Here is a 26,608-nt window from a genome sequence, read left to right on the forward strand (position 1 = left end):
GCTCCCGAGCAGGACACCGTGGTCGACCTGCGCGACGTCGAGGTCGTCGTGGACGGCACGACGCTCCTCCCCAGGACGAGCGTCGCGGTCGGGCGCGGGCAGGCGGTGGTCGTCCGGGGGCGCAACGGCGCGGGCAAGTCGACGCTCCTCCGTGTCGTCGCGGGGATGCGGACGCCGACCTCGGGGAGCGCAACCGTCGGTGGTGAGCGGATCTCCAAGCGTGACGCGACGTTCCGACGTCGTCTCGCTGCGATGATCGGGCTGCCGCCGATGGCACCGGACCTCACGATCCGCGACCACGTCCGCATGGTGTCGGCGACGTGGTTCAGCGATCCCGACGAAGCGGAGGCAGTCGCTGCCGAAACGATCGGATCGCTCGACCTCCAGCGGCTCGATCGTCGCTTCCCGCATGAGCTGTCGACCGGGCAGCTCCAGGTCGCGGCGCTCGCCCTCGTGCTCGCTCGACCGTTCGACGTCCTCGTCCTCGACGAGCCGGAACAACGCCTCGACCAGGACCGACTCGCCGGAGTGCGTGACGTCCTCGCAGGGCGCCGGGATGCTGGAGCGGCGCTCGTCATCGCGACGCACAGTACGACCCTCGCCGACAGCCTGGCCGACCACGTCGTCGACCTCGACGCCGACGGGTCGCGATGACGAAGCGCGCCGCGGCCGTCTTCGAGATCTGGCGCCGTCGCGACGAGCGGACGGTGGGAGACCGCGCGTTCATCGCGTACGCGCTGGTGCTCGTCGGGCTCATCGTGGTGGCGCCGGTCGTCCGGGCGACCTGGATCGGTCTCTCGACCCCGCCCGCGTCGGCGACGCTCACATCACCGATGGCGCCGTCGGTCGCAGCGTTCCTGCTGACTGCGTCGTGGTCCACTGCGCTGCTCGTCGGTCGCCGACGCGGCCCGGCCGTCCTGGCACCGATCCTCGTGCACGTCCTGGCGGACAGCGACGTGCCGCGGATCCGGGCGTTCGGCCGGGTCGTCTCGCTGTCGACGGCATGCGTGGCGTCCTGCTTCGCGGGTGTGGCCGGCCTGGTCGGCTCAGCGGCGCTGGGGGGCGACGTGGGTGTGATCGGTCCCGTCGTCGACTTCGTCGTCCGCGGGGCCGCGTTCGGCGCGGTCGCGGCGGTCCTGTGGCTCCTCGGCGAGGCGGTGCCGAGGGTGTCGACCTGGGCGGCGGGTGCCGTGCTCCTCCTCGGCGGGGTCGCGCTGGTTTCGCCGGACCGTCCGCTCTGGGCCTGGGCCTGGGTACGGCCGGAGGTCGTGCCCCTCACGACCCTCGTCACCGTGGTGATCGCCGTGGCCGCGCTCACGAGCGTCCCCGCACTCCTCGAGCGTGTCGAACCGGCGCGGCTCTCCGAGCAGGCCGCCGCGTGGGACACGGCGATCGCGCACGCTGTCAGCCTCGACCTGAGTTCGGCCTCGGGCACGTACCACGCGCTGCCCTCGTGGGGGCGGAGACTCAGTGCCGTCGTGACGTCGAGGTCGGTCGCCGTCCTCGTCGTCGTCCGGGACCTCGTCGCGGTAGTCCGGACGCCGGAACGGCTCCTGACCGGCGTGCTGCTGTCGGCGGCGGGCGGTGGTCTCCTGGTGGTCGCAGCCGTCTCCGGGCCGTACGGCGCGCTCCTCGGCGTCGGCGCTGCCGTGCTCGTGTACTCGGGGACGGGGTCGCTGTCGGCCGGTCTCTACCACGCAGCGCGCGTCGCGTCGGACCTTCCGCTCTACGGCGTCCGTGATGGGGTCCTGCTCCTCTGTCACGGCATCCTGCCCCTCGGCGCGCCCGTGCTCGTGACGGGAGCGGTGGCCGCCGGCACGGGAGTCGCTGCGGGGGTGCCCGTCGTCGCGCTCGTCCACGCCGTCGTCCTGGCGGTCGCCGCCGCGGTGGCCCGAGGAAGCGACGCGCTGCGAGGACCGACGCCGCTGTTCCTCCTCACCCCGGCGCCGTCCGCCATGGGCGACCCGATGCCGGTCATCCGGGTGCTGTGGGCAATGGACTCCTTCGTGCTGACCGTCCTCGTCGGCTCGGCCGTGGGGGTCGGTTCCGCCGTCGGCGCCGGGGCGATCGCGGTGATCCTCCTCGTCGTCCTCGTCGTCCGGTGGGCACGGCGGCCCTGATCCAGCGGCGGTCCTGGACACGACCGAGGGACCTTGCTAGCGTCGTGTCACGTCACCCGATCGAGGGGCATCCGGTGGCGAGGGGTGCTGATCAGCACGCCCGAGGGGGAGCTGCAGCGATGCAGCGCGAACGGGGGAACCATGTCGCAGCGAACGTGATCGCCGATCGCAACCGATGTCTTCGGGAGCGAGCGGGTGCTGATCGCTCGGCGCAACGTTGCGCCTGAGTGGTGTGTCGCCGCGTGTTGGAGCCATGTGCTCTCGACTGCTCCTGGTCGACCTGTTCGGCGTGCTCGAACGCCGGACACAGCCGTCTCCGAGGGAGGCGAATCCGCCGGTGCAGGGGCACCGGCGTTCAGGAAAGGGAGAGTCACATGCAGTCAGAGATCCTCGAGGTGCAGGCGTTCGCGAACTCCGCACTCCGGTCCGTCGACGCTGAGATCGGCGGAGACAGCTCGATTCCGGCGATGACCACGCCGACCGTCGTGTTCACGCCCGCAGCGGCCGAGTACGTGGTCGCAGGGAGCACCATCTGCCTCATCTGCTAGGCGCAACGAGCGCTCCCCGTCCGGTCACCGGGCGGGGAGCCGCTCCGCCGCTCGGTCACCGGGCGCGGAGTCCTCACGACGCCCAGCACCGACGAGACGGAACAGTGCACCTCAGATGACCCTGACCTTCCGGCGCCGACCCGCACATGCCGGCACGCCGACCCCCGCTGACCGACGCCAGGGCGCCGTGAACGCGACGATGGCCCCGATCGCGATCGGGCAGATCCTGGCCTCGGTCGAGTCCATGACGATCGGTCGCCTGTACCGTCGTGACAACCTGCTCAGGGGGGTCTCAGCCCGCGGAGCACGAGTCGGTACGCTCCGACACCGGCTGCTCACCGTCCTGGATTCCCCGACGACGCCGCAGATCCTCGCTGCCGTCAACCTCGTGAGTGCGACCGCGTTGCTCCTCGGACGGAACCGGCGTCCGGTCCAGATCGCGTCGAACGTGGTGATCGGCCTCTGCAACCGGCTCAACGAGATCCGCACGCCGTACGGTCGAGACGGAGCCGACCAGATGACGGCGGTGATCACGCAGTACCGATCGCTGTCTGCTCTGATCCCCGATGCCGCACGGTCGGACGATCTGTTCCTCCGCGCGGTGAACTACCAGGCCGCGTTGAGCTACTTCATCTCCGGCATCTCCAAGGCCTTCGGATCGAGCTGGGTGCAGGGCGACGCCCTCGGGGAGATCGTGCGGACCCAGGCGTACGGTGGCGGTCCCGCAGCCCGGCTCCTCCGCGACCGTCCCCGCCTCGCCCGGCTGCTCACCTGGAGCACGCCGATCTGGGAAGCGTCGTTCCCCCTGATCTACCTGCTCCCCGAGCGGTGGGGCCGGCGTGCGCTGTGGGGAGTGAAGGGCTTCCACGTCGCCGTCGCCGCCGTCATGGAGCTCCCACGCTTCGTGTGGGGGTTCACCGGCTCGCACGGAGCCGTCGGGTACGCGTTGTCGCGACAACGGCTTCCCTCGTCGAACGTCGAACGGGTGGTGCTGACGGCAACGGCGGCAGTCGCTCTGACTGCCGGTACGTACGCCGCAGCCCAGCGGGCCCAGGACCGAGACCGTCGCGCGGGCCTGAAGGGGTCCGTGCTGCTCGAGCTGGAGGACGGCGTCGTCGAGTACCGGCACGTGCCACCGACGGATCCGTCCGTCGATGCCGACACTGCGCCGGTCGTGATCCTCGAAGCGGGTCTGGGCAATGCCCTCGATGCCTGGGCCTGGGTCGCGGACGGTGTGTCCCACTCGGCTCACGTGCTCGCCTACCATCGCCGGGGCTACGGCCGGACCACCTCGAGCGCGGCTCCCGGTCGCGCGGTCGAAGCCCTGGTGCGGACGGTGGGCTCGAGCGGTCCCCTCATCGCAGTGAGCCACTCGATCGGTCTGCTCGTGCTCGCCGGTTACGCCGGTGGTCAGGTGGACGGCAGGGCGTTCGCCGGGATCGTCCTCGTCGACGGCACGGATCCTGACCTCTTCGACGCAGACCGCGCTGACCGGCGTCGCGTCGGCACGTACCTCCAGTCGCAAGCGCACACGATGTTCGCGGCGCTGAGCGGGGTCTACAACTTCGCCCCGAACGCAGTCGCCCGTCAGACGAGGTACGAACCCGACCAGCAGAACGGCACCCTGCAGTTCATCTTCGCCCCGCGGAACGTCTACCGCGCGACGCGGGAGTACTTCGAGCTTCCCACCGCCGGAGCGATCGACGCGCTGCGGGACGTGCCGGTCCGGTACCTCGTCGCATCCGAGGAGAACGCGGCACAGCAGGAGAGCCTCGCGCGCAAGCTCGCCGCGGAGCATCGGCTGGTACCGACCTCGTCCCACCGGTCCGTGATCGGCTTCCGGGGGAACGCCACGCAGGTCGTCTCGGTGATCGAGGAGGCGCTCGACCGTGTCCGTTGACCTCCGCCGCGCCGCCGGCACCGCTGCGGCCGTCGCCATCACCGCTCATCTCGTCGCGACCTCGCTGTTCAACACGCCGGATTCGTTCAACCTGGACCTGCGGCGCTACGTCGGCGGCTGGACGGTACCGGGCTGGCGGTTCTTCGCTCCGAATCCCGGAGTGCAGAACGTCCACCTGCTCGTCCGGACCCGTGGTGGGTCGACCCGCACCGCTCCGAGTGACTGGGTCGACGTCACCCCGACGATCCGGCACGGCTTCTGGAACGTTCTGATGAACCCGAAGAGCCGCGGGCCGAAGGCGTTGTTCGACGCGATGCAGCAGCTGTCGGTGATGAAGGCGAACTACTCCCAGTTCGACTGGATGGTGAGCAGCACTGCGTACGAGCTCGTGCGGGATGCAGCATCGGGTCTCGTCTCCGGGGGAGACTCGCAGGAGTTCCAGTTCCTCCTGCTGAACTACTTCCCTGCGGCACCTCCCGAGAAACGCATGCAGCCCATCCTCGTGTCGCGATGGGAAGGACGCTTCCATGCCTGACACCCTTCCGACGTTCGCTGGAGCCGAGCTGCACCTGCACGTGAGTGGGGCGGTCGCAGCATCGCTCGTGCCCTGGTGGATCAACTGGTTGCGCTTCACGTCGCCGGAGGTCGTCGTCAACGTCTCCGTCTCGACGCACGCGACAAGGTTCGTGAGTACCGACGCCGTACGCGCGCTCGCGAACGGAGAAGTCTGGCTCGACGAATGGGAACAGGACGCACTGCCGCACTCCTGGAGGGACGGCCGCACGGGGAGGTCCGAGTGCATCATCGTGTTCCCGGCATCGCTCGACACGATCATGCGCCTCGCGCAGGGCCGAGCGGACTCCCCGGCGCTCATGATGATGCAGTTGACCGAACTGCCGGTCATCATCGCTGACGTGTCTCCGGCGTCCAACGCAGTCATCGACCATTGGCGCACGTTGCTCCTCCAGCGCCCGAACGTCGTCTTCGCGCCGGCGGTCGACACGCCGCGGGCCGACGACCGGAGCACGACGCAGAGCGGCTTCAACCTCCCGGGTGCGCTCGCTCTGGCGAATGAGCGCCTTGCGCGTCCTGCCGGACGAGCCTGACCGTCTCGGCTCTCCTCCCGGTCGTCCGGCCGAGCGCACTGCCGCGCATCGAAGGATGCCTCGCTTGCCGCTCCGGTGGACCGCTAGACTGCCCGGGACACGATCACGTCTCGCCACGTGGTCGTGTCATGGAGGGTTGTCCGAGCGGCCGATGGAGCCTGTCTTGAAAACAGGTGGGCAGTGATGTCTCGTGGGTTCGAATCCCACACCCTCCGCACCAGGGGCTTTTCGGAATCTCCGACGGAGAGGTTTCGGAAACTCGACCCACTTCCGCGTTGTTGCGGGGATGTGCGGTTGCGATTTTGGGCGGCGAGTCGCGGAAACCGGAACGGGTTTCTGGGACTCGCCGTCGTCCGGATGTAGTCGACGGATGCCCTTTCGGCCCGCTGATCTGGGGTTTCCTCGCTCATCGTCGTTCAGTTGAGGTCGTATGCAAAATCGGCCGGTTCCGGGGCACGTCTGCGTTGTTGAGCTTGGGCGCGGTCGCGTTGACCGCGCAGCGAGGCAATGGCTCCGGCGTGGAGATCACAAGCGCCGCGGTTTTGGCTACCGACGTGTGGGCCTTGAACCTGGTGGGCGGGTCGGCACCTTCCGAGCCGTATGTGATGGCGCAGGAGTTGCCGTCCGCGAGGTCGGGACACACGCTTCGCGTCGCGCAGCCAGTTTGGTTGGGCGGTGCGCGCAGGCCGGTCGGCGGTGCTCGAGCTAGGCGTCGTCGCGGCGTAGCTGATCCGGCGAAACGGAAAGCTTTCGAGATGGCCCTTCGTGCGCAAGGCTTCGTGTTGACTTCTGATGGTGTTCGCGCCGCAGACGGTGCCGCGCTTCAACGAAGGGCAGCCGCTCCGAACGACGAGGAATCTGCCCGGCTGTGGGGTCGTGGTGTTCGCGCGGACCTCCGTCTGGGTGTTGGACCTATCGATCCGGCCACTGTGCGGCCGCGCCTTGTGGCGGTCCGCGACGGCAGGAGCGTCGACGGTCTTCTGTGGCGGTGGGCGGTGGCTACGCTTCCGGAGCATCCGTCGCATGGCCACGGTCGTCGCGCCCGGTTTCTGGTTGTCGATGACGGCCATGCAGGACGACTTGTTGGGGTTGTCGGCGTCTGTGAGCCGCGGGTCGATGACCCGATCCGTGATCGCTGGATCGGATGGGATGCGGTGCAGCGGCGTCGGGGCTTGCGGCGGCTGACCCAAACGTATGTTGCGTCCTCGATAGGGGGATACGCCGGCGAGGTCGGGGACGCGGCGATCGCATCGCTGCTCGCCGCCGGTGCCGGGCGAACCCTGATCGGCGGGGAAGTAGGCGAAGTGCCACTCGCCGTGATTCTTGGGTCGGACCGACATCTTCCTGCGTGCGGTCCGGTTGCGCAGCCCATCGGGACAGGTGCGGACAGGTTCTTGGAGGTGAGTGGTGCGGCCGGGAAACTTCTACGTCGCGCCGCCGCTTTGCAGTTGAGCGCGGCGTCCGTCCCTTCCGAGTGGGCCTATCCCGGAAACGGCCGCGTTGCTCGGTCGGGCTTGGCAGCTATGGGGCTGCCGCGCACGGCGCTGCGCCTCGTTGGGTCTGGAACGACCGTCCGAGTGCTCGCTGACGTGGACCCCCGCGAGCAGCTCCGGCATCACACTCCCGAATCTGCTGTCGCTTGACCGCAGCAACGGGGTCCTGACCGCGAAAGCCTTCCCCGGTTGGTCGCCACGGTGCGCACGCTTACCGGCCGTGGCATCCTGTGTCGTTGACGTCGCGCTACCTCCCTTTAGTGGTTGAGGGTCGACGCCGCCGGCACCTTTGGCTGGCGCCGTTGGTGGAAGCGCAGAAGTCTCGCGTCGGGGTGAGCGAAGGATGAGCCCCCGGCTCGAACTGCTCCAGTTTTCGTCGAGACAGTCGGCGTCGACGAGAGCGATCGGCCCAGGGTTAGGGCTGGTCGCGGTCGGCGATGAGCTGCTGCCGATGAGTTGCTTGGGACGATCTCGCGAGCAAAGTACGCGATTCAGCACGCTCGCCGCCGACCAATTTCTGTGACGAGTGTCCGCTTTTCAAGACGCCTCGATCCGCGTCCTGATGCGGATCGAGCCGTCCTCAAGGCGAAAATGGGCGTGCCCTGAGCGAGGATGCCCGGTGGAGGGTCTGGTGCGGCGCGCACCGAATCGCCATGGTTGATAGCACCGGCAGGGATCCTCTCAGCCGGCGCCATCCAGCTGATTTGAGCGACGGCTTTCACGGGCCATCGTTACCACCACAGCTCCCGGCACCCCGACACCGACTGCTCGCGCCTGATGCAGACGGTCTAACGCAAGGAGACCTGAACCCCGCATGCACGCGCTTCCCGCGCGGAACATGCGGAAGGCCGCCCTAGCTGTTCACGCAGCGGACGGCCCTCGCAGTGACATCTCTCTGGAAGTCATCTGCGACACTAACGCGCCCACTGACCACGGTCAAGGATCGCGACGTGTTCCGCATGCCCGCTCCTCACACGCCCCCACCCACACCCACGAGTCACACCGAAGCCTTGCGCCGAGACCGCTGCGGCGTCGCCGTAACGGACACCGACCGACGAAGCGTCCGCCAGGGACAGCAATGCGGTCGCCTCAGCCTCCAGCGCCGCCGACGCGGCCACAGTCCGTCCCTGCGGTGGTGGCATCGTGACCGACGACGAGGACTCGCCGGTGCTGTTGTCTCGGGTGAAGGGCGGCCCGCTTGAGATCGACGCGGCTATGCTGCTCGGCCGCTACACCCCGTCCCGCTGGAGTCCGTTCTGGGAGACGACCGGCAAACACCTCCTGCGCGAGTGGATCTTGCAGACGGACATCACCACGATGCCCACTTTCCTGGCCGTGCAACAGGCTTTGTCGAGACAGATCTTCTGGGCACACGAACTCGGTCTGGACCTCACACCGGAGGTGTTGCTGAGCGAGCGGCACATCAACGCGTTCGTGGCGACGGGACTCGGTTCAATCTCGAACAACACCCGGAAGGCGTACCGCACCAGTCTGCGCCGCGTCGCACGCGGAACCCTCCGCAAAGTACCCCAGGAGCGCAAGCACCCCACCTGGAACCATCGCGGCATCGCGCCGCCGTACACACCCGACGAGCTAGCCGACATCGACGCAGCCGTCCTGCTCCAGACCACGCGGCTGCGCACCCGCTTCTTCGACTCGTGGGTGTGCTTCTGCGTCGGAGCGGGAGTCCGCAACACCGAGCTGCGCTACATCGCTCGCTCCGACATCACCGAGGACGACGGCCTGTTGCTCGTGCACATTCGATCTCCACGCGAGCGAATCGTCCCGCTGCGCCGAGAGTACGCCGACCGTGTCCGCGCACTCATGGCCTCCCATCCTGTGGAGCCTCTCGCGGGCCCGTTCCGGCCCGAACAACGCGATCCGCTCCTCCGTCCGCGCAGCCGTCTCGTCATCCCGGATTCGGTGTCAAAGCCCGACACAGAACGATTCCGCTCGACGTGGCTGGTCCGACTCCTTGACGACGGGTTCCCTCTCAACCGGATCCTCGAGTACGGCGGTCAAGCCTCGTACCGATTCGACAGCACCATCCCCTACCTCGATGAACGAAAGGACATGGCGCGCGCCGACCTCCGACGCGCCGCCGGGTACGACGCATGAAAACCACTCCCACCCCTAGCGGGTCTCGCCCCCATCCTCGTTCGCGCGGTCGCTGGCTCGCCTGCGGTGCGCACGCCCTCGATCGCACCCGCCGACGGCGCCGCATCGTCGGATGCGGCGCGACGGCCTCCATCGTCTTGACAACGCAGGACTTCGGAGGGTCGATCGCATCTGAAGCCCGATCCCAGCCACAGTGGTTGGACATGTTCGACCCAACTGGCATGCTGCTCGCCGACCACGACGCCGGAGACGCCGCGTGAACGCCAGCAAGCTCGGCCGTATCGCCAGCCACGGCGATGGCGAGCTGACCCGCACGAGCACCCTCGACCGGCTCCGATACGCCGTCGCGTGGCTCACCGCGGACGGCCGACTCCCCACCACCGCCTCGGCCGCCAGGCCGCTGAGCTGCCGCCGCGCGATCACTCTCGCGATCAAGATCATTGACCGATCCGACATCCAACGAAGCGTCCTCTGGTGGGACGAGCGTCGACCCGGCCCCAAACGGCACGTCACGCTTCGCACCATGCTGATCCTCATGATCGCGTACCAGGTGCAGCGGCCTGACCGGGACATGGTGTTCCTCGACCTGGCGAAGTGGGCGCTCTGGGAGCTGAGTAACCAGGACCGCATCCGCGCGGGCCTGACACACGAAAAGTGGCACTACTACAAGATGATCGGCGCGTTCCACGGCTTCGTCGAGCTAATCGACGACGAGGACTCCCCGCACCGCGTCGACCAGGCCGGAGTCATCCGGGAACGCATCCCCGAGCTGAGCACCCGCGACAGGATCCTGAATACGCTGATCGCAGCATCGATACCCGACTCGTGCCCCGCGACGAAAGTCGCGGCGATGGACTCCACAGACATCGAAACCTCAGCTGCTCTCCGTGCCCAACTGGCGCGCCCCGACGGCGACGACGAATACGTACCCGACCACGCCAAGGACGAAAAAAAGTGGGGTCTGCCGATCAGCCAGCTCCTCAGAGGCACCGACGGACGCTTCATCCTCAGCGACGACATCGACGCCCGCTGCGGATATCGCACCGTCGTCAATGGCAACCGGTCCACCAACTTCGTCGGCTGGGACGCCCACGTCCTAGTCGATGCCGGATGGTACGGCGCCGAGCACTACGTGCAATTCATCCGAGGCATGGTGCTCCGACCTGCCGGATCGCACAAGGGCGACGCCGGAATCGCGCTCTTAGACAGCATCGACGACCGTTTCGCCGTCGACACCCTGTGCTCAGACCGGGGATACAGCTACTCCGTGGCAGAACGCTGGGCACTGCCGCTCCTCCGACGGCGCATCACCGGGGTCCACGATCTGCATCCCAACCAACGGACCGAGCGTGGGCTGATGAAGCACAAGATGTTCAAGCATGTCGTGATCATTGACGGCACGCTGTTCACAAAAGCGCTGCCGCAGGCGCTCCGCGAGCTGCCCGCGTACCACCCAGGCATGTCCAAAGCCGAACGCGGTGAGCTGACCGCCAAGTACGACGCACGTGCCAAGTACGCGTTCGTGCCAAACGGTGACCCCAAGCCCGACGGCAAGTGGCAATACCGCGGACCCGCGTACCTCGGCCACATCGACTGCCCCAACGTCGAGCCCCACCGTGCTGTACAGCGCGGCGCCCCACCCACAAACTGTGTTCCCGGCGGGGGCTGCTGGTGCGACAAAACGCCGACACTCGAAGCTGACGAACACATTCGTATCCGGCAGAAGTACATCTACGGCACCAGCAAGTGGCTGGCCCTCTACGGGATGCGTAACGCCAGCGAAGCGAAGATGGCCGACCTGAAGAAGAACTTCGGCACGATGCGACGGGCCAGCAGCACCGTCACGGGTACCACCGCCAACGCCGTCCTCTTCGCCATCCGGTGCATCGCCATCAACACCGCTCTGCGACACTCCGCGTACGGCGACGAGGTCACCCTCACATCAACCGACGTCCGCACCGTTTCCGTCGTGAAGCGCCGCCGTTCGCAGCGCCCAACCCCTGCGCACCGGCAAAAGGGACCCAAGACCCGGCCGCCGCGCAAGAGCGGATACGTGCCGTCGCAGCACGAAGGCACCCGGTGACAGCACGATCGCCTGCAGCAAGGGGAGCGGCGTCGGGGCGAATCGGGGGATCACGCCCTGCCGAGCCTTCCCAGCGTCGGTCGGCAACAGTCCGGTGCCCACCAGACAGCCGATTATAGAGATTATAGATTCTGCTGCATCGGCGCGGTTGGGGACGGGAACGTCGTCGACATCCCCATCCGCGCCGCAGCGTGGCCCCCACTGCGCTCAAGAGGGTGAGGCCCCGCGGCCCAGTGATGACCGGAGCATCGGACGGCTCGAGGTCGACGTTCAGGACCCTGCGAACTCTTGCACGACGCTCGTCCAGAGCTGTGCGCGCCGTTCCGGGTCGAGTGCTGCACGGTAGCGTGCAATCGCCGCGTCCGAGGGCGGGCGGTTCTGCCGCCACGCTGATCCTGCACCGCCGACAGGTTGAGGGGTGCCATCGCCCCGTTCGACGAAGCAACTCGTCCCACCGATTGTCGGCTTCGACGGTTGCTGCCCGCTCGTCATCGGTCCGGTGGAGGGTCGCCAGATGCCTTCGCAGTCGTCCTCCGTCGACGGGATGCAAGCGCCACAGGGCGTCAGCGAGATCGGCGGCGACGGAGTCGAGGTCGCCGTCCCACGCGAACGATCCGGCGAGGGTCGCCTCAACGCCGAGGTAGGGGAACGGGCCGAACCAGACGATGTCGTCCGGCTCAACTTCCTCCCGGCGCACCTCGACGTCCAGGCTTGCGAAGCGGACAGCGTTGCCGTCCGGGGTGTGCAGTTCGGCAGGCCAGGTGGTCGGACCGAACCCCCACCGCTGATACGCGGCCCCGCCGCCGATCACGGCAACGGATTCTCCGCCGGCACGCGCTCGTCGTGCACGGGCCCATGCGGGACGGGCGGGGTCGAGGAGGACCCAGACCGCTTCCGCACGCAGCGCCGAGTCGAAGGCGGACCGGTCTGCCACGCAATGCACCCACACGTCCCTTCCGACGCGTTCGACCTCGCCCATACGAGATAGCGTCGCCATGGCTCGTCGTCCTTCCCGCGCAGCGCGTGCAGGGGCGATCTGCGGCAGCGTCACCAGTCCGCCCTGGCTGACGGCAAGCTCGATGACGCGCTTCCGGATGCGGTCGACTGGTTCGAGTGTCTCGGTTCGCCAGGATCGTCCGCTGGAGCGGGCCCTCATGAGTTCGACTCGGTCTCAGCCGTTTCAAGAGAGTCGACCTCGAGCGTCCCGAGTCGCAGGATCACCGTGTTCCCGGGCATGCCGATCACAGATAGCGCCACAGTCCTCCGACCCCCCGAGTCGACGCGGCCGCCCACGTGCATGTGGCCGTGGAAGCTGAGACTCGGCTGGACCTGGTCCACGAGGTGATCGACGCGGCGTCGGCTCGACGCCGAGAGGTCCAGACGATCCGCGCTCCACCGCTGGTGCGCCTCGAGGGCCCTCTCGACAGCTGCGATACCGGCGTTCGACGGCTCGTGAGTGAGCAAGACGTCGACGCGGCCCCCGGCCGCGGCCCGTCGCATGTCGTCGTCCGTGGGAATTTCCGCCGTGCCGCGGTCCGCGTCCAGTGAGACGGCGCCGCCGAACGACAGGAACGTTCGGCCGCCGATGTGAAACCGGAGCCCGCGCGGCAATGCCCAGATGTGGGGAGTGAGTCGTCGCGGCCGCTCGGGATGCGCGACGAACGCCGGTTGAAGCGACGACCAGTCGTCGTGGTTGCCGGGTGTGAGGAGGAGCCGTAGCCGAGCGCGGCCTAGTTCCGCGTCGAGTTTCGGCAGGAATCCGTCGTAGAGATGCAGCCGCTGCTTTCCCACGCGGCGCGCGGGCACCCATCGCAGGTCGCCGAGGTGCAGCAGGGTGCGCACCGACGGGTGCTGCCGCGCGAGGCGGCGGATCAGCGGGAACACGGCTTCCCCCCGGGATTCCCAGTCGCCGGAGACGGCGACGGAGGTCTCACCCTGGATGGTGAAGTCGTCGCCCATGCGGCCGGTCACGGTCGGCCACCGTCGGCGCTCGGCACCGTTGAGTCGGAGCCGGTCCATGCCGTGCTGGCGTCCGGGGCCCTCCGCCGGCATCATTCCGGCCCGACGTTCGACGTCGAGGTTGGCTTCGTTGGCGCTTCGAGCGGGACGATCATGGCGAAGGGCTTGCCGTGGAAGGTGAGGATGAAACGCCAGCCTTGACGGAGCCGGACAACGACCTGCTCGTCACGGTGCAGCCGCGTCGCCGAGATCACGCTGATGAGCCACGGCTTGGGCCGATACTCGGACGGAGCCTGCTGCTGGTGCGCATGGTTGAGCATCCAGCAGGCGAATGACATGGGATCCATGCGGAGCGCCGCAGCTGCAGCACGGATCCGCCGCCGTTGAGCGGCACGGTCCTCTTGCACGCGTCGAGCGGCAGGCTCGTCCAGCCTCGGCGGTTTCGTCATCTCAGCCTCCCGGCCCGTCGTTCTGTCCATTGCGTGGACGAACTCAACACGCGATCCTCCGACTGCGCAATAGTCAGACGACCGGCCGGAAAATTGCTTACAGTAAGTGCTGATCGCGCATTTGGCTCATATGTCGTTAGCAGGCCGGACAGGGGCGCGGCAGCTGACTGAAGCAGCTTGCGATTAGCCTAGAAAACTTGCGTCCGCGCCGTCACAATATTCGTCGTGAACTTTTTCAGCGTCGCGCGCTGGTGCGCTAGGCGACGGTACGCTGTGCCAGAACAGCGCGAGCCGGAGCGCGATTGCGTCCGGCTCGATCCGCGCGGTCGCCGGCAGCCCTGGAAAGTGGCCGAATGATCGCAACGGTAGCGCTGATATGAGATGTGGCCACCCTTCCAATGAAAGGACGGCGGAGCAATCTTCGCACGACGTCGGTCGCGCGTTCAACTGCGCCTGTCGTCACTTTGGAAGGATCGTCATGGCCAATCCACACCGTGAGGCACTCGAGATTCGAACGCGCGCTCGTGCCGCGCGCGATGACGTGGTACGTCGGCTGCGATCGACGAACGAGACGTACCGCCGGAGCGAAGTCGATCGCCGCGATCTCATGGTCGCGGCGACGGAGTTCGGCCTCTCGATCCGTCAGATCGCCGAGCTGATCGACGAGAATCCGTCGTCAGTTGCGTTCTGGATCAAGCGTGCACGCGACGCCGATGGCGGGGACGACGCTGCGTCGGGGCCGTCCGAGCCGCGAACGTAGCGGCGGGTCGAGGTTTGAGCATGCGGCCAGGTATGGTCCCGCGGATCACGACGGCACCTCAGGTCGGGCGAGACCACCTCGGCGCGAGTGCGTCGACGTGGCCTGTTGCCGGTTGGCGCGCAGGCAGCGCCGTGTGCAGGCAGTTGCTCGGCGAGCGCTGGCGTTCGGGACAATGCTGGCGACGCCGGTGCCGTCGTGTTTCGGAAGACACCGGCCGGTCAGCCCGTCGCCCTGCCGTCCTCCGCACGCGGCGGTTCGAACATGACAGCCGTTGCGGAACGCCGCCGAGGCCACGTGGACGCGTAGTCGGGCCCGACGGAGTTCGGAGGATTGGTCGGTCGCTGAATTCGAACCGTCATCGGGAGCGGGAGGTCGACTCCCATCACGATCGCCTCGCCCTGCTGAAGGCCCGGAAGAAAGCGCAGCGCATCAAGGTCGGTCTCCGCGGCGGCTTCCTGCACGAGGGCCCGGTCCCGGCCGTCAGCGAGGCGGTGCACGATCATCATGCCCAGCTGGCTGAGCAGCCCTGCGGGAAGATCGGATGGCCGCTGCGTCGCGATGCAGAGGTTGAGGCCGTACTTGCGCCCTTCCTTCGCGATCCGCTCGAACGCGTCGAGCTGAGCGCTGATGTCCTCGTCGCCGATTGCGCCGCCGATGAACTGGTGCGCCTCGTCGACGGCGAGCAACAGGGGAGCGTCCCGGAACGCTCCAGACCGTGCGCGTTGCAGCAGCTGGTTGCCGATCACGTTGACCACGATCTCGCGTAAGTCGTGAGTCGCCGGGATGTCCGCGAGTGAGACCCGCAGGATCGGTTCGTCGCCGTCGTCGAGCCAGTGCATCATCTCCGCGACGAGATCGGCGCCGTTGCCGCCACCGATGACCCGCATGATGTCATCGGTCTGCAGCACGTCGCGGATACGCGTCAGGAGCGGACCGACGACGCTGCGCGCGCTCGCCTCGGTGCTGACGTCGATCTCGAGCTGATTCGCGAGGTTGCTGAGGTCGAATGGTGCGTGTTCGGCGTCCGCGACGCCGGGAAACGCCGCGTCGACAGTGACAAGCGTCGTGGAGGCCACCCGCAGGCAGCCGTCGTCGCTGACCACCGACTTGTGCGTCTCGTGCGTCGCAGCAGCGTGTGCGAGACGAAGCCGACGGATCGCGGCGCGCATCCGTGGCAGTTGCACGCCGCTCGACGGGGAGAAGAACGCGATCCGGTCGATGTCGCGCATGTGATGGTGTGGCACGTCAGCCGGGGTCCCGGCGGTGCGGTCGTCACCGACGATCAGATGACGAACCCCGCTGGCGAGGCTGGCGTACTCGCCGGTGGGGTCGAGCAGAACCATCCTGCCGCCGAGTTCCGCCACGGCTTCTGCGAGCCGCGCAACGGTCCAACTCTTTCCCCCGCCGGTGGATCCGAGGACGGCGAGGTGCCGAGCGAAGAGTGCTTGTACGGGCACGTCCACCGGCAGCCCTTCCGTGCCGAACGAGCCGATGCGTACGCTCGTGGAGCTGTCGGCGGCGACCGCGTCGCGCACGGACGCGGCGCGTGCGGCATACACGTCGGCACCGATGAGGGGATACCGCTCCACGCCGCGGTCCGCTCGGCCGTTCGCGGCAAGGGTGCCCAGCAGTTGCACTCGAGCATCAGCCGGGACGCCGTCCCCGCGCTCCTGTCGTCGCAGGAGGTCGGCGCGGTGCGCGCGGACTTCCACGACGCGGCCGAGCAATCTACTGCCGTCGGCGTCGACCACCACGAATTGTCCGACCTCGCCGTTCTGCACCCGTTCACCGAGGACCGTCCGCGCCGGAGCGGCCGCATCGACGAGCGAGCACCACATCGTCGTCCCGGAGACCGACAGGACAGTGCCGATCATCCGGCGGGCGTCGACCAGCGCGGTCACCGCTCGTCCATGACGAGCGCGACGCGTTCGACGTGCTCGTCCCGATCATCGCCCTGTTCCAGGGTCGGGAGCAGCGTCACGGCATCCTCGAACGTCCCCGCGATCAACGCGAATCGGTCATCGCCGGCGCGGATGAGCTGTTCCATCGCCGCTGGGATCGAGTCCGGTTCCACCGTCTGCAGGTTGGGCGCGACTGCTGCCATCTTCAGATTGACGTTGCTGCGGATCGCGCTCTCGATCGGCGCGTTGATGTGCGCGTCGTGGAAGCCGTACCCGATGACCAGCAGCCCGACGCTCGGCTGACGGAGGGCCACCTGAAGCCGCGCCATCATCTCCTGGTAAGGCTGGCGGTACGACAGTTGGTACTTGTTCTGCGCCGGGTAGATCAAGACCGGCTGGGCAGGGTGCCCGTTCGCCCTGGTCACCCGGCTGCCGTGCTGATCCCAGTCGACCGAGCCGTGCAGCTTGAGTAGGTGCACGACGTTCTGTTCGGGAACCGACGTGCGGCCGGGCAGCTTCCGGACGAAGTCGATGTCGAACCAAGATCCGTCGAACGTCGGTGTTCCTGACCAGCTGAACCCGTCGACCAGCATCGTGCGCGTCGTCGACGCGGCGGTTTCGAACGCCATGTCGTAGTTCGTCGTGAACAGTTGTGTGCGTGGCAGTTTCGGTGATCTGCGGGCGACGGCGCGCAGCAGTCGCTCGTGGTGTGGGAGCGGTGTGTTCGGCAGCACGAACTGGCACTTCGCCAGGACAGTTCGCTCCGCCGCGTCGATGAACGCTTGCCAGCGCTCGCTCGGCCGCAGCGTGTTCGCCAGAATCGCTTCCGACAGCAACGACTCGACGTTCCCCGCGTTGGTGTCGTCGCCCTTGGACTCCACGCTGAGGGAGGTCTCCACCGCGGCGAACGATGGGAGGGCCTTCACGGCGTCAAGCAGCGCAGGCATCGTCGGCGCTTCACCTGCCGTCGTCTTGACGCCGATGGAAGTGCCCAGACCGGTGAGGACGACAAGCGTCTCCGCTTGCAGCACATCGCGAAGGAAATCCGAGGTCATGCCGTCGGCTTCAGCCCAATCAGTGCCGCGCAGCAGCACGGGCGGCGCCGCGTCGACAGCCGGCGGGGCCGGTGTGATCCCCGCGTGCGTCGAACTCGACGATGCGACCGGTTCCCCCACACGCTGCGAGGCTTCGCTCGTGTCGCTCGTGTCGCTCGTGTCGCTCATGCGTCGATCGGAGCGGCCAGCTCCGTCTCCTGGTCCGTCGGCGCGACCACCGTGTTCGCATCTGTCTCAGGGGAAGCGTCGGCGCCGTCGTCGTCCGCCGCCACGTCGGCGACGGGTCCGAGGGACGCGAGCACCTTCGCGAGATCGTCGTTTTTCGCATCGAGCACGGTCCCGTACTCCACGTACTGACGCTTCGCGTTCTCGAGCATCCGGTCGTAGTAGAACACCCGGCCGTTGATCGCCGCGAGTCGCGCCTCGATGACCTCGTCTGCAGACTTCGTTCCCGTGCGTCCAGCATCCATGGGTGTCCCGAGCACGAACACCACCTCGACGTCCTGACCGTCACTGCGTTTGCCGGTGCGCTCGAGGACGTCCTGGATCGCTTCGAGGTACTTCGCACCCTGGTTGTACAGCTCTTCGAGCTTGCACTCGCGCCCGTAGCGCTTCAACTCGATGATGAGGTGCGTCCCCGCGGCGCTCTGGTACTTGATGTCGATCCGGCCCTGATCGGCGTTCTCCTCCTCGGTGGGGTCGAAGACGTCAGCCCGGATCCGCTTGAGGCTCTCCTCCATCACCGGGTTGGCCGTCGGGTGCTCCCACGACGGGTCGAGCAGCCACATGTTCTTGAACAGGTGCTCCTGCAGAGCCCGTTCGAGTTCGTTCTTGTCGATCAACCTCTCGAGCTGGTCGATGGCCGCGACGCGGGACCGGAGAATCTGGGCGTAGAGCGCGTCCTCAAGGGAGCGCTGGCTCGCGAGCATCGGGAGGATGTCATCGGCGCGCACCGACTCGGCGAACTCGTTGAGGTCCTCAGTCGTGGCGTCGAGGGCGATGCGTTCGAACCCGAGAATCCCGGCGCGGAACAGCTCACGGCGAGGCGCTTCGTCCTCGAGCGGCAACGCCGCGATCGTCTGCACCAGCTTGCGTGCGGCACCGCGATGCGCCGCGCCGCGGTGCTCCACCCAGTCGTGCACGAACGGGTAGTCGGCGAGCAGGTCCTTGAACTTGTCCTTCGGTCGCTGCTCGGACCAGTGCCGTTCAGCCTCGAGGAAGCGCTCACGGAGGGTGTCACGCAGCAGCGTGACACGTTCATCGTCCTCGATCAGCCGTTGGCGGTCGCTTGTGGCGATGTCCGAGTCGTCGTCTGAGTCGAGAAACTCCGCCGTGATCTGCCCCGTGACGTAGTTGCCGAAGATCTTGTTGAAGTGGAGCTGGTCGAGGATGCCCTCTTGAATGGGCCGCTTGCGAGCCATGATGATCATGTTGCGCAGCGACTCCTGCGCGTCTTCGGCGTCCTGCAGGTCACTCGGCGCCGAGACCGTGCCGAACCAGCCCCCGAGCCGCCACCCGCGTTCTTGGTCAACCGTGCCGTCGAGCTGCCACCGCTGTCGCACCTTCGGGGTCTCACTCTCGGGGATGGAGGAAGGGCCGAACGACCAGAAGTACTCGATGCGAGCGAGGTCCTCCCGGTCCGCGAACCCGATCGGTTCGCCGTTGATGACGATACGGAAGCGATCGGCCGCGGCGGGGTCATACTGCATCACATCGAACCGACGTGCCAGTCGTCGCCTCAGAGCCTTCACGGTGACGCCAGCGCGCTTGGAGTTCAGGGAGCGGAGGATAATGCGAGTGCCGTGCGTCGGCAGGTCCGCCGGCACCGGTTCGCTCGACGGGTGGTAGGCCTCGCCGCCGCCGATCGCGGTCTCCAACCCGTCGCGCGTGATGCGCAACGCCTGCGCCTGGTCGCCTTCCTTGCGGGTTGCGACCGTGACGTCGTCCGCAAGCGAGAACACCGAGAGCTTCCCGATGCCCTTCCGCCCCATGTACGGGCGGCTGAACTTCGGCGACTTGAGTCCGTCGTTGTTGGGACTGCGCTTCTGGTAACCGACCTTCAGGTACTTGCGGTTGAGGTCTTCGAAGCTCATCCCGATCCCGTCGTCCTGGATCGTGATCTCTTCGCCGTTCGCGCTCCAGGTGATCGAAATCTCGTTCGCGTCGGCGTCCCATGCGTTGGCCACAACCTCGGACAGCACCGCAGCGGCGTTGCTGTACAGGTTGATGCCGAGCGACTGCAGGACCGCGAGGTCCACATTCATCTCGAACTGCTGGTCGCTCATTCGTATCCCTCCGTCGGCTCCAACTGTCGGCCGCGTCTCGCCGCTTCGGTGCTTCTGATCCCCGTCGCGACTCGTGCAGCATGACACGCGCGTCCCCCGACCGGCGACGAAGCCGGCGCGTGCGACCGGCGGCCACCGTACTTGGTCGGATGACCCACTTACAGTACCCTCAAGTCGCGTCCGTCGCAGTCCGCGGGCGCGTCCAGTCCGACCGACACAGATGCGGGGCGCTTCGTGGCTCACCAGACACCTGATCAAGCGGTGCTCGAGAGCGCCTTCCAGTCCTTCAAGACGCAGGAGTTCCCGAACAGCACCGAGGGGGAAGCGTTCGAGCACTTCTGCGGTCAGGAGCTGACCAAGCACTACGGGCTCAGTGCTAGCGAGGTGAAGAAGGGCGTCATCGGCGGCGACCACGACGGCGGCATCGACGGGTTCTACGTCATCGTGAACGAGTCCGAGGTGCTCGATATCGACAGTCCGCTCGTCCTCGATGACGCCAAGGCTGTTCAGGGCCTTCCCCAGAACGCAGCGGTCGATGTCGTCGTAATCCAAGCGAAGTGGACCGACGCATGGCAGAGCGATCCGCTCACGAGGATGCGCGACACCCTCGAGCGGACGCTGTCGCTGAGCGCTGATGAAAAGGCGCTGGAGGCCACCCTCAGCGGGTCGCTGATCGAGCGAACCGGCATCTTCCGTGACCTGTACAAGAACACGTTGCGGAAGTTCGCCCGGTTCCGGGTGCACCTCTACTACGCAACGAAGGGTCCGGAGGAGAACCTTCGCGACAACGACGACGCGGAGGCGAAACGGCAGACCCTGGAGGCGTCGGTGCGGAAGCTCCTCCCGACCAACGCTTCCGTCACCGCACGGCTGCTCGGGGCGAAAGCGATGTGCGAGGTGCTGGCGTCGACGCCTTCGACGACGTCGACGCTGCGTTTCAACGGTCAGTTCATCCGCGACGACAAGTCATTCATCGGGCTCGTGACCCTCCGGGACTACCTCGCGTTCATCCGGCAGGAGGACGGCAGCGAGCTGCGGCCGGGCATCTTCGAATCAAACGTGCGCGACTACTCCGGAGCGAAGGGCCAGGTCAACTCCTCCATCCGAGAGACACTCGTCACCGCCGCAGGTCCCTCATTCTGGTGGTTGAACAACGGCGTGACGGTGCTCTGTGACGCCGCTCAGGACGCCCCGCCGCGAAGCGTCTCGTTGACCAACCCGCTGGTGGTGAACGGCCTTCAGACCTCGAACGTGCTGCATGAAGCAGAGCGGGCGGGCGCGATCTCGCCGGGCCGCCTTGACCAGGGACTGATGGTTCGAATCATCGACTCCGGCGACGAGGCGGTGCGCGACGCGGTGATCGCATCCACCAACCGGCAGAGCAGCATCCCGCCGGCGCAACTTCACGCGACCGAGAAACAGCACCGTGACATCGAAGCGTTCTTCGAAACGCAGGGGTGGTACTACGAGCGCCGGAAGCACCAGTACCGAGGGACGGGTAAGCCGTCGAGCCGAGTGGTGAGCATGGCCGACCTGTCGCAGTACATGATCGCAATCGCGCTCGGGCGCCCCGACGACGCTCGCGCCCGACCGCAGAGCGTCCTCAACGACGACAAGCTCTACGCGACGATCTTCGGCGAGGACGTCGACCGTAAGTCCTACCTGGCCGCCGTCGCCTTGATGAGCCAAGTGGACGCGTTCCTGCGGTCCGACGAAGCGACCGCAGTGTTCGACGACTTCACGAACAGCCGCTTCTACGTCGCGGTCGGATACGTGATGAAGACGCTGCGGGCGTACGCGCCCGACAAGGTGCACTGGGACAAGAACCACCACCGGCTCCCTAAGTCCCCGAATCTGGGGCGGATGACCCAGGTCCTTAGGGTGTTGAAGGAAACCTACGAGACCTACCAGGCCTCGAACCCCGACGGCACCCGGGACCAGGTGTTCAAGGGCAAGAACCTCAAGACCTCCTTCTTCGCAGCCCTTCGGTAGCGGGGGCGAGGCTGCGACGGCGAGGTCGCGGTCGAGGTCGTGACCGTCCACACCCCGTGCGCACGCCTGAACTCGGCACGCCGCGGCTCCTCGAGGGTGACTACCGGTTGTGCTCCGGGTGACGTCGACGGGACACGGAGTTGGGCGACAGGGACGCCAGTGCTTCTCGTGCCTCGGAAGCAGTGAACTCTCACCCGTCGTACTTCGTCGCGCTGTTCGCGCCGGCGGTGCAAAGGCGTCTCACACGTCGGCTGCCGGGTCCTCAGTCGTGGGCGGGTCGGTCGGTGTCTGGGTCGACAGGTCTCGTTCGTGCTTCAGGATCTGCCGCTCCCGCATCGCCCGGTATCCCCATGTCGCACCGCGCATCAGTCCTGCGACAACGAGGGTTCCGACGACGCCGAGCGCCGTGCCTCGCTTCGTGCCGTCGCCGAACCCGGAGCGGTAGCCCTCCCTGGACCCTTGGCGATAGCCGTGGCCCCATGACGGATTGCCCATGCTTTACTCCTTGCCCTGCTCGGGGTCAGTTCGTCTGGTCGTTCGGCAGGTGCTGGCCGATGTATCCGATGTGGACCTTGCCGTCCTTGTCGATCGAGTCGAAGAAGTGCACCCTTGGCGCGGGGCGTCCCCCGGGGACGATTTTCACGTGCGCGCACATGAAAACCCGCTCGGCATCGTTCGCTTCTTTCGGAACGGGGAACTCGCGGGCTGCACGGTAGCCGGCGTTGTTCTCCACGGTTTCGCTCTCGACCATCGACACCCATCCACTCGGGATGGTTTCCCCGCCGGACGCGCTGGACTTGCACCACATCATGAAATCACCGCGCCACCCGTTCGCCTTCGCGTCGGCGAATGACTGCAGTGCCCGGAGGGCGCGCCAGGTTCGACGCGCCCACACGGTGGATGCGGGCCAACCGTCGAGCGCGACCGCGGTGTCGTCGGTGTCGCCAAGTCGCAGGCGTGGGAGCCGGGTGCGGGCCTCGTCGAGCAGCTGCCGGAAGCTCTCCACCTCTTCCACTTCGAACTCTTCTGGCGTCGCGACGCCGGCGGTGTGCACGCGCGCCTTGTCGAGTTCTGACTCGAGCCAGCGAACGCGAGCCAAGGCACTGTCGAGTTCAGCCTGCGATTCGGCGTGCTCTTCGACCTCGAAGTCCCGGTCGAACCGCAACGCCGCTGCTTCCTGACGAGCGGTGTCCGCCCGTTCCTCCGCGGCGATCGTTTGCGCGAGCAGCAGTTCGACATCCTGTTCGGCGCCGTCGTGCTGGCGCATCATGGGCCGTAGACGATCGCGATACAGCTCCGGGGGCCGAGCCGCCAATGCCCGGGTCACCAACGGCCGAGCCAGACGCGTCGCCGCCGACCGCGGGTCAACTTCGAACCAGCGCGACCCCATCACGCGGTGCCGACCGAGCGAACCGGCGAGCGGACTCCGGTCCGGCATGTAGGTGCGTGCGGCCCCGGCGAAGACGCTGAGGTCATCCGGCATCGACCGGTTGAACTCGGCTGAGGCGTCTTGGCCGAGCAGGTAGAGCGGTGCGACGCCTGTCAGCTCCCGGGCGAGGAAGCGGGCGCGGTCCTGTTGCTGTTGCGCGCTCGCTCGGCTGTCGTGGGACAGCAGCACGATGGGGGAGGGGCGCTCCGGCTGCGTGGCCAACGCTGCGACAGTTCGTGCCTGTTCGGCCGTCTCGACCACGAAATGCGCTGGCGGCAGCACCACTGGGCCCTGGTGGACAGTCCCATCGACCAGGAGGTACTGCGCCAGACGCGGCGGCTTCACCACAGGAGCTTGACCCCACGGGGACTCGCTAACCCACTCCACGTCCAACCAGAGCCACGATGTCCCGTCGCCTCGCATCGCGGTCAGGGTGGTTGACCACCGAGCTGACGACGACTCCTCGTGCAGGACGAACCGGGATGCACCGACCTCGTCGTCACCGAAGCGTTCGTGAACCACCTCGACTCCGTCCGTCGGGCTCCACCTGCCCGGAGCGGTGACGTCGAGGTCGAACGATTTCTGATCGCGGATCCAAACGGAGAACGCGCGGGCGGCGGCGTCGGCGACGTCGGCGCGGTCATCTTCGGCGATCAGGCGGTATTGCAGCGACACGGGATGCTCCTCTGCTCGCGTTGAGCGGTCAGTCCTCGGCGACTTCGGCTTCGGCCGGGTCCTCGGTACCGGCCAGCGCCGCGCTGCGCCGCGCGGCGAGGTCCTGCAGGCGTTCGCTCTGCACGAGAAGGGTGCGCCGAAGTCCCTTCGAGACCTTCCGCTCGGAGATGTGGCGTGCAAGCAAGGAGATGGTCTGCGCCCGACGGGCGATCCGGACGTCCGGGTGGGCGCGCTCGGCGAAGATCTCGTCGGGAACGATCACTACGGTCACCGGCTCGGGGAGGTCGTCCACGTCTTCCTGGGGCGTGATCGTGCCCTCGTTGAGCACCGCGCCGAACTTCGACTGCTCGGCGAGCATGGCGTGCACCTTGTACTCGTAGACGTCGAGCCGCGCCCGACGCTCACCGCGCGGGAGCGCTGCAACCTGCGGTAGCGGCCACATCCGGACGGCATACACCTCGAACGGGTCGAGGACGAATTTTGCGACACTGTCGCTGCGCATCCCCGTCAGGTGGCGGCCGAGGCGAGCGGAGAACTGCTCGGCGGTTTGGCCGACGTAGATGGGTTCCCCGTCGAAGTCGAAGAACGCGTAGATGCCGGCCTTCGCCTTGCCGATCGGCTTGCCGGGCTGGGTCGGATCCTCAACCTTCAGTGCCTCGCCGATCGCTTTGCGGATCAGTTCGACATCGCGGGAGAGCTGCGTGCTCGTGAGGTCGACGCCCTTGAAGATCGATTCGTCGGCGGTCGGGTTCGTCATCGGGTTCCCCTCGGCGTGCCGGTCCCTCCAGCCGCCGAGATGATCCTATGGAGAAGCTGGGCGCTCGACCAACCCTCGGTCGAGGGTCAGCCGACTTCAGCCAGGCGCGGCCACTCGTTGCCGGCTCGGGATGCCGCACGCACCTGAGGCATCAGGTAGTGCTCGCCGAGCCACGCGACGGCGGGCACGCACACGGCGTCCCCGAACCCGAACAGCACCTTCGAGTCGCGCACGCCAGCGATGTCGTAGTCGTCGGCGCCCTGCAGGCGCGCGTACTCAACGCCTGTCATCCACCGCACCTGCAACGACCCGCCACCAACCTCGACGACCGCCTGCTTCGACGACCCTCCGCGCGCGGTGCGGAGGCACCCCGCGATGTCATCGGCGCGTACTTCCCAGACCGGCACTCCCTTGCGGGTGCGGCGGTAAGCGGTCCGGCGCACCGTGGTCGGAGCTGCGCGTAACGCCTCAATCCGCTCCCGCTGCACGGGGGAAAGCGACTGCTCAAAAGCCAAGGTCCGCGCCTCGTCCCACCAGCGTGCGTCGTCTGCGGGAAGGCGCTCGGCGAGGTCCGAGAACCCCGAGGCCAACGGCAGTGGCGGTGTCGGCAACGCGGCGCGGTGCATGCGGAGGGTCGGGTCGGCGTACACGGCGTTCAACCAGTCGGGCCGGAGCGCACTGTCGTCTCCGACCGCAAGTTCCGGCGTCTCCATCGAGCCGACAATGAACAGCCGGGGCCGCGACTGTGGAACGAATCGTTTGGCGTCGAGCGTGAGGACGTCGACTGAGTAACCGAGCACGTTCAGCTCCCGGACGATCGCCGCGAGGTCCTCACCGCCGTGGCTCGTCGCGAGGCCGACGACGTTCTCCAAGCCGACGACGGCGGGGAGTCGGTCCTCCGCGGCAAGCTCGCGCAGGACGCGGGTGAACTCCCAGAACGTGCCACTCTCGGTGCCATGCAGCCCCGCCCGAGCACCCGCGACGGAGAGGTCAGTGCACGGGAAGGACGCCCACGCGAGCGCGAGATCTTCGGGCATGTTCGCTGCGGTCACCTCGCCGACGTCGCCGAGGTCGAAGGTGTGCGATCGGTTCGCGGTCGCGTCAGACGGCCCGAACTGCTTCGCATAAAGGTCGCGCTTGTCGGGTTCGATGTCGTTCGACCACAACACGTCGAAGCCTGCTCGTTCCAGGCCCATCCGCACGAGCCCGATGCCGGCGAAGAACTCCGCCACCCGGGGGCTGTTGGCCTCGGACGAGACAAGCTTCAAATCGGGCACAGAGCGCTCCTCGCGGTTGACGTCGTAGTTCCGGCCCGGCGGAGCCGGTTCTGGAATCTGCTTTGAGTGTACCGGAATCGGCGGACATCCGATAGGAAATTACTAGTAATGTACGACCTATGGCAGCGGGTAGACAGCACTTCCAGCAGCGTCCCGCCGGGGCGCAAGAAGTCGGCGCAGTGCTGCGCGCCATCCGCGAGGAGCGGGGGAGGACCCGCGAAGCGGTGGCAGTTGCCGCGGGTATGACGCTGTCAGCGCTGCAGAAACTGGAGACAGCGAGGACCCACGAGCCCGGATGGCAGACGGTCGTGTCGATCCTCGACTTCCTCGAGCATCCCTTGGATGACTTCGAACGACGCCGACGCGCCGACTCGCCGAATCGCACACCAGACGAGGCACCGCACGCCGGGCGCTGAGTCTCGGGTTCCGTCGCCCGTTGTGCGCAGTAGCCGGCGTTCGAATCGCAACCGCTTCACGGCACCGGGATCAGCGGTGCGGCGGATGGCGCACTGCGCCGACCTGCGCTATCTCGTCGATCCGGCAGTTCCGACTCAACTTGTGCCGCTCTGCCCTTTTGGCCCGCGGACCCCAGGCGGCGGTGGCAGGCGTCCCCGTATGTGAGTAGCGCGTAGCGCCGGTTCGCGAAGGCCGACACGTACTCCACTGCGAGAACTGTTGACCGCGACGCTGAGGCGATCGGA

21 protein-coding genes and 1 tRNA gene are annotated in these 26,608 nt (G+C 67.2%); 13 read left to right on the forward strand and 9 right to left on the reverse strand.

What is annotated here, in order from left to right; genetic code table 11:
* Nucleotides 1-18 precede the first annotated feature (18 nt).
* The 10 genes from QUG98_RS04315 (at nucleotide 19) to QUG98_RS04360 (ending at nucleotide 11,368) form a co-directional block, all read left to right on the forward strand.
* The gene (locus tag QUG98_RS04315) at nucleotides 19-654 is read left to right on the forward strand and encodes an ABC transporter ATP-binding protein (protein ID WP_289469387.1); all 636 of its coding nucleotides are present in this window, start codon (nucleotides 19-21) and stop codon (nucleotides 652-654) included.
* Nucleotides 651-2,120, forward strand: coding sequence for a hypothetical protein (locus tag QUG98_RS04320; protein WP_289469388.1), 1,470 nt, complete (start codon nucleotides 651-653; stop codon nucleotides 2,118-2,120). Before QUG98_RS04315 ends, QUG98_RS04320 begins: the two co-directional genes overlap by 4 nt.
* Before the next feature lie 374 nt (nucleotides 2,121-2,494).
* Nucleotides 2,495-2,668, forward strand: coding sequence for a cypemycin family RiPP (locus QUG98_RS04325; protein ID WP_289469390.1), 174 nt, complete (start codon nucleotides 2,495-2,497; stop codon nucleotides 2,666-2,668).
* 115 nt (nucleotides 2,669-2,783) lie between these two features.
* On the forward strand, nucleotides 2,784-4,568 hold the full coding sequence (locus QUG98_RS04330; RefSeq protein ID WP_289469391.1) for an alpha/beta fold hydrolase: 1,785 nt from the start codon (nucleotides 2,784-2,786) through the stop codon (nucleotides 4,566-4,568).
* Nucleotides 4,558-5,103: a DUF5819 family protein gene (locus QUG98_RS04335; RefSeq protein WP_289469392.1), complete on the forward strand. Its 546-nt coding sequence runs from the start codon at nucleotides 4,558-4,560 to the stop codon at nucleotides 5,101-5,103. Before QUG98_RS04330 ends, QUG98_RS04335 begins: the two co-directional genes overlap by 11 nt.
* Nucleotides 5,096-5,674 carry a CypD family RiPP peptide-cysteine decarboxylase gene (locus tag QUG98_RS04340; RefSeq protein WP_289469393.1) on the forward strand — a complete coding sequence of 193 codons (579 nt, stop codon included), beginning with the start codon at nucleotides 5,096-5,098 and terminating at the stop codon, nucleotides 5,672-5,674. The genes QUG98_RS04335 and QUG98_RS04340 overlap by 8 nt, the downstream gene beginning before the upstream one ends.
* Nucleotides 5,675-5,804: 130 nt before the next feature.
* A tRNA-Ser gene (locus QUG98_RS04345) sits at nucleotides 5,805-5,889 on the forward strand.
* A gap of 540 nt (nucleotides 5,890-6,429) precedes the next feature.
* Nucleotides 6,430-7,317, forward strand: coding sequence for a Druantia anti-phage system protein DruA (locus tag QUG98_RS16570; protein ID WP_353067823.1), 888 nt, complete (start codon nucleotides 6,430-6,432; stop codon nucleotides 7,315-7,317).
* Between the two features lie 993 nt (nucleotides 7,318-8,310).
* Nucleotides 8,311-9,285, forward strand: a complete 975-nt coding sequence (locus QUG98_RS04355) for a tyrosine-type recombinase/integrase (protein ID WP_289469395.1) — start codon at nucleotides 8,311-8,313, stop codon at nucleotides 9,283-9,285.
* Nucleotides 9,286-9,541: 256 nt separating this feature from the next.
* Nucleotides 9,542-11,368, forward strand: a complete 1,827-nt coding sequence (locus QUG98_RS04360; RefSeq protein ID WP_289469396.1) for a hypothetical protein — start codon at nucleotides 9,542-9,544, stop codon at nucleotides 11,366-11,368.
* Between the two features lie 1,152 nt (nucleotides 11,369-12,520).
* On the opposite strand, the gene QUG98_RS04365 is transcribed toward QUG98_RS04360, so the two are convergent.
* Together QUG98_RS04365 and QUG98_RS04370 are read right to left on the reverse strand one after the other, a co-directional pair.
* On the reverse strand, nucleotides 12,521-13,327 hold the full coding sequence (locus tag QUG98_RS04365; RefSeq protein WP_289469397.1) for a metallophosphoesterase: 807 nt from the start codon (nucleotides 13,325-13,327) through the stop codon (nucleotides 12,521-12,523).
* A gap of 92 nt (nucleotides 13,328-13,419) precedes the next feature.
* Nucleotides 13,420-13,674 (reverse strand): hypothetical protein, encoded by a 255-nt coding sequence (locus tag QUG98_RS04370; protein ID WP_289469398.1) that lies wholly within the window; start codon nucleotides 13,672-13,674, stop codon nucleotides 13,420-13,422.
* Between the two features lie 580 nt (nucleotides 13,675-14,254).
* Here QUG98_RS04370 and QUG98_RS04375 point away from each other — a divergent pair.
* Entirely contained in the window at nucleotides 14,255-14,536 is a 282-nt protein-coding gene (locus QUG98_RS04375; protein WP_289469399.1) for an RNA polymerase sigma factor sigma-70 region 4 domain-containing protein, read from the forward strand.
* A 218-nt stretch (nucleotides 14,537-14,754) separates the two neighbouring features.
* Here the strand turns inward: QUG98_RS04375 and QUG98_RS04380 are convergent, their stop codons facing one another.
* From QUG98_RS04380 to QUG98_RS04390, 3 genes are read right to left on the reverse strand one after another with little or no spacing between them, the layout of a single operon-like run.
* Nucleotides 14,755-16,437, reverse strand: a complete 1,683-nt coding sequence (locus tag QUG98_RS04380; RefSeq protein ID WP_289469400.1) for an ATP-binding protein — start codon at nucleotides 16,435-16,437, stop codon at nucleotides 14,755-14,757.
* The gene (locus QUG98_RS04385) at nucleotides 16,434-17,660 is read right to left on the reverse strand and encodes an SIR2 family protein (protein ID WP_289469401.1); all 1,227 of its coding nucleotides are present in this window, start codon (nucleotides 17,658-17,660) and stop codon (nucleotides 16,434-16,436) included. Before QUG98_RS04385 ends, QUG98_RS04380 begins: the two co-directional genes overlap by 4 nt.
* A complete protein-coding gene (locus QUG98_RS04390; RefSeq protein WP_289469402.1) occupies nucleotides 17,657-19,777 on the reverse strand; it encodes a BbrUII/HgiDII family restriction enzyme in 2,121 nt (706 codons plus the stop codon). The genes QUG98_RS04385 and QUG98_RS04390 overlap by 4 nt, the downstream gene beginning before the upstream one ends.
* Before the next feature lie 234 nt (nucleotides 19,778-20,011).
* Between QUG98_RS04390 and QUG98_RS04395 the strand changes: the two genes are divergently transcribed.
* Nucleotides 20,012-21,769: an AIPR family protein gene (locus tag QUG98_RS04395; protein ID WP_289469403.1), complete on the forward strand. Its 1,758-nt coding sequence runs from the start codon at nucleotides 20,012-20,014 to the stop codon at nucleotides 21,767-21,769.
* A 240-nt stretch (nucleotides 21,770-22,009) separates the two neighbouring features.
* Here the strand turns inward: QUG98_RS04395 and QUG98_RS04400 are convergent, their stop codons facing one another.
* The 4 genes from QUG98_RS04400 to QUG98_RS04415 all read right to left on the reverse strand — a co-directional run bounded on the left by QUG98_RS04400 (nucleotide 22,010) and on the right by QUG98_RS04415 (nucleotide 25,907).
* Nucleotides 22,010-22,264 carry a hypothetical protein gene (locus QUG98_RS04400; RefSeq protein ID WP_289469404.1) on the reverse strand — a complete coding sequence of 85 codons (255 nt, stop codon included), beginning with the start codon at nucleotides 22,262-22,264 and terminating at the stop codon, nucleotides 22,010-22,012.
* Nucleotides 22,265-22,289: 25 nt separating this feature from the next.
* A complete protein-coding gene (locus QUG98_RS04405) occupies nucleotides 22,290-23,873 on the reverse strand; it encodes a hypothetical protein (protein WP_289469405.1) in 1,584 nt (527 codons plus the stop codon).
* A gap of 28 nt (nucleotides 23,874-23,901) precedes the next feature.
* Nucleotides 23,902-24,630 (reverse strand): GIY-YIG nuclease family protein, encoded by a 729-nt coding sequence (locus QUG98_RS04410; protein ID WP_289469406.1) that lies wholly within the window; start codon nucleotides 24,628-24,630, stop codon nucleotides 23,902-23,904.
* A gap of 86 nt (nucleotides 24,631-24,716) precedes the next feature.
* Nucleotides 24,717-25,907, reverse strand: a complete 1,191-nt coding sequence (locus tag QUG98_RS04415) for a DNA cytosine methyltransferase (RefSeq protein WP_289469407.1) — start codon at nucleotides 25,905-25,907, stop codon at nucleotides 24,717-24,719.
* A gap of 179 nt (nucleotides 25,908-26,086) precedes the next feature.
* Here QUG98_RS04415 and QUG98_RS04420 point away from each other — a divergent pair, with 179 nt between their 5' ends.
* Complete coding sequence (locus QUG98_RS04420) at nucleotides 26,087-26,323, forward strand: helix-turn-helix domain-containing protein (protein ID WP_289469408.1); 237 nt, start codon at nucleotides 26,087-26,089, stop codon at nucleotides 26,321-26,323.
* The last annotated feature ends 285 nt before the right edge of the window (nucleotides 26,324-26,608 follow it).

Source organism: Curtobacterium subtropicum, from assembly GCF_030362975.1.
GTDB lineage: Bacteria > Actinomycetota > Actinomycetes > Actinomycetales > Microbacteriaceae > Curtobacterium > Curtobacterium subtropicum.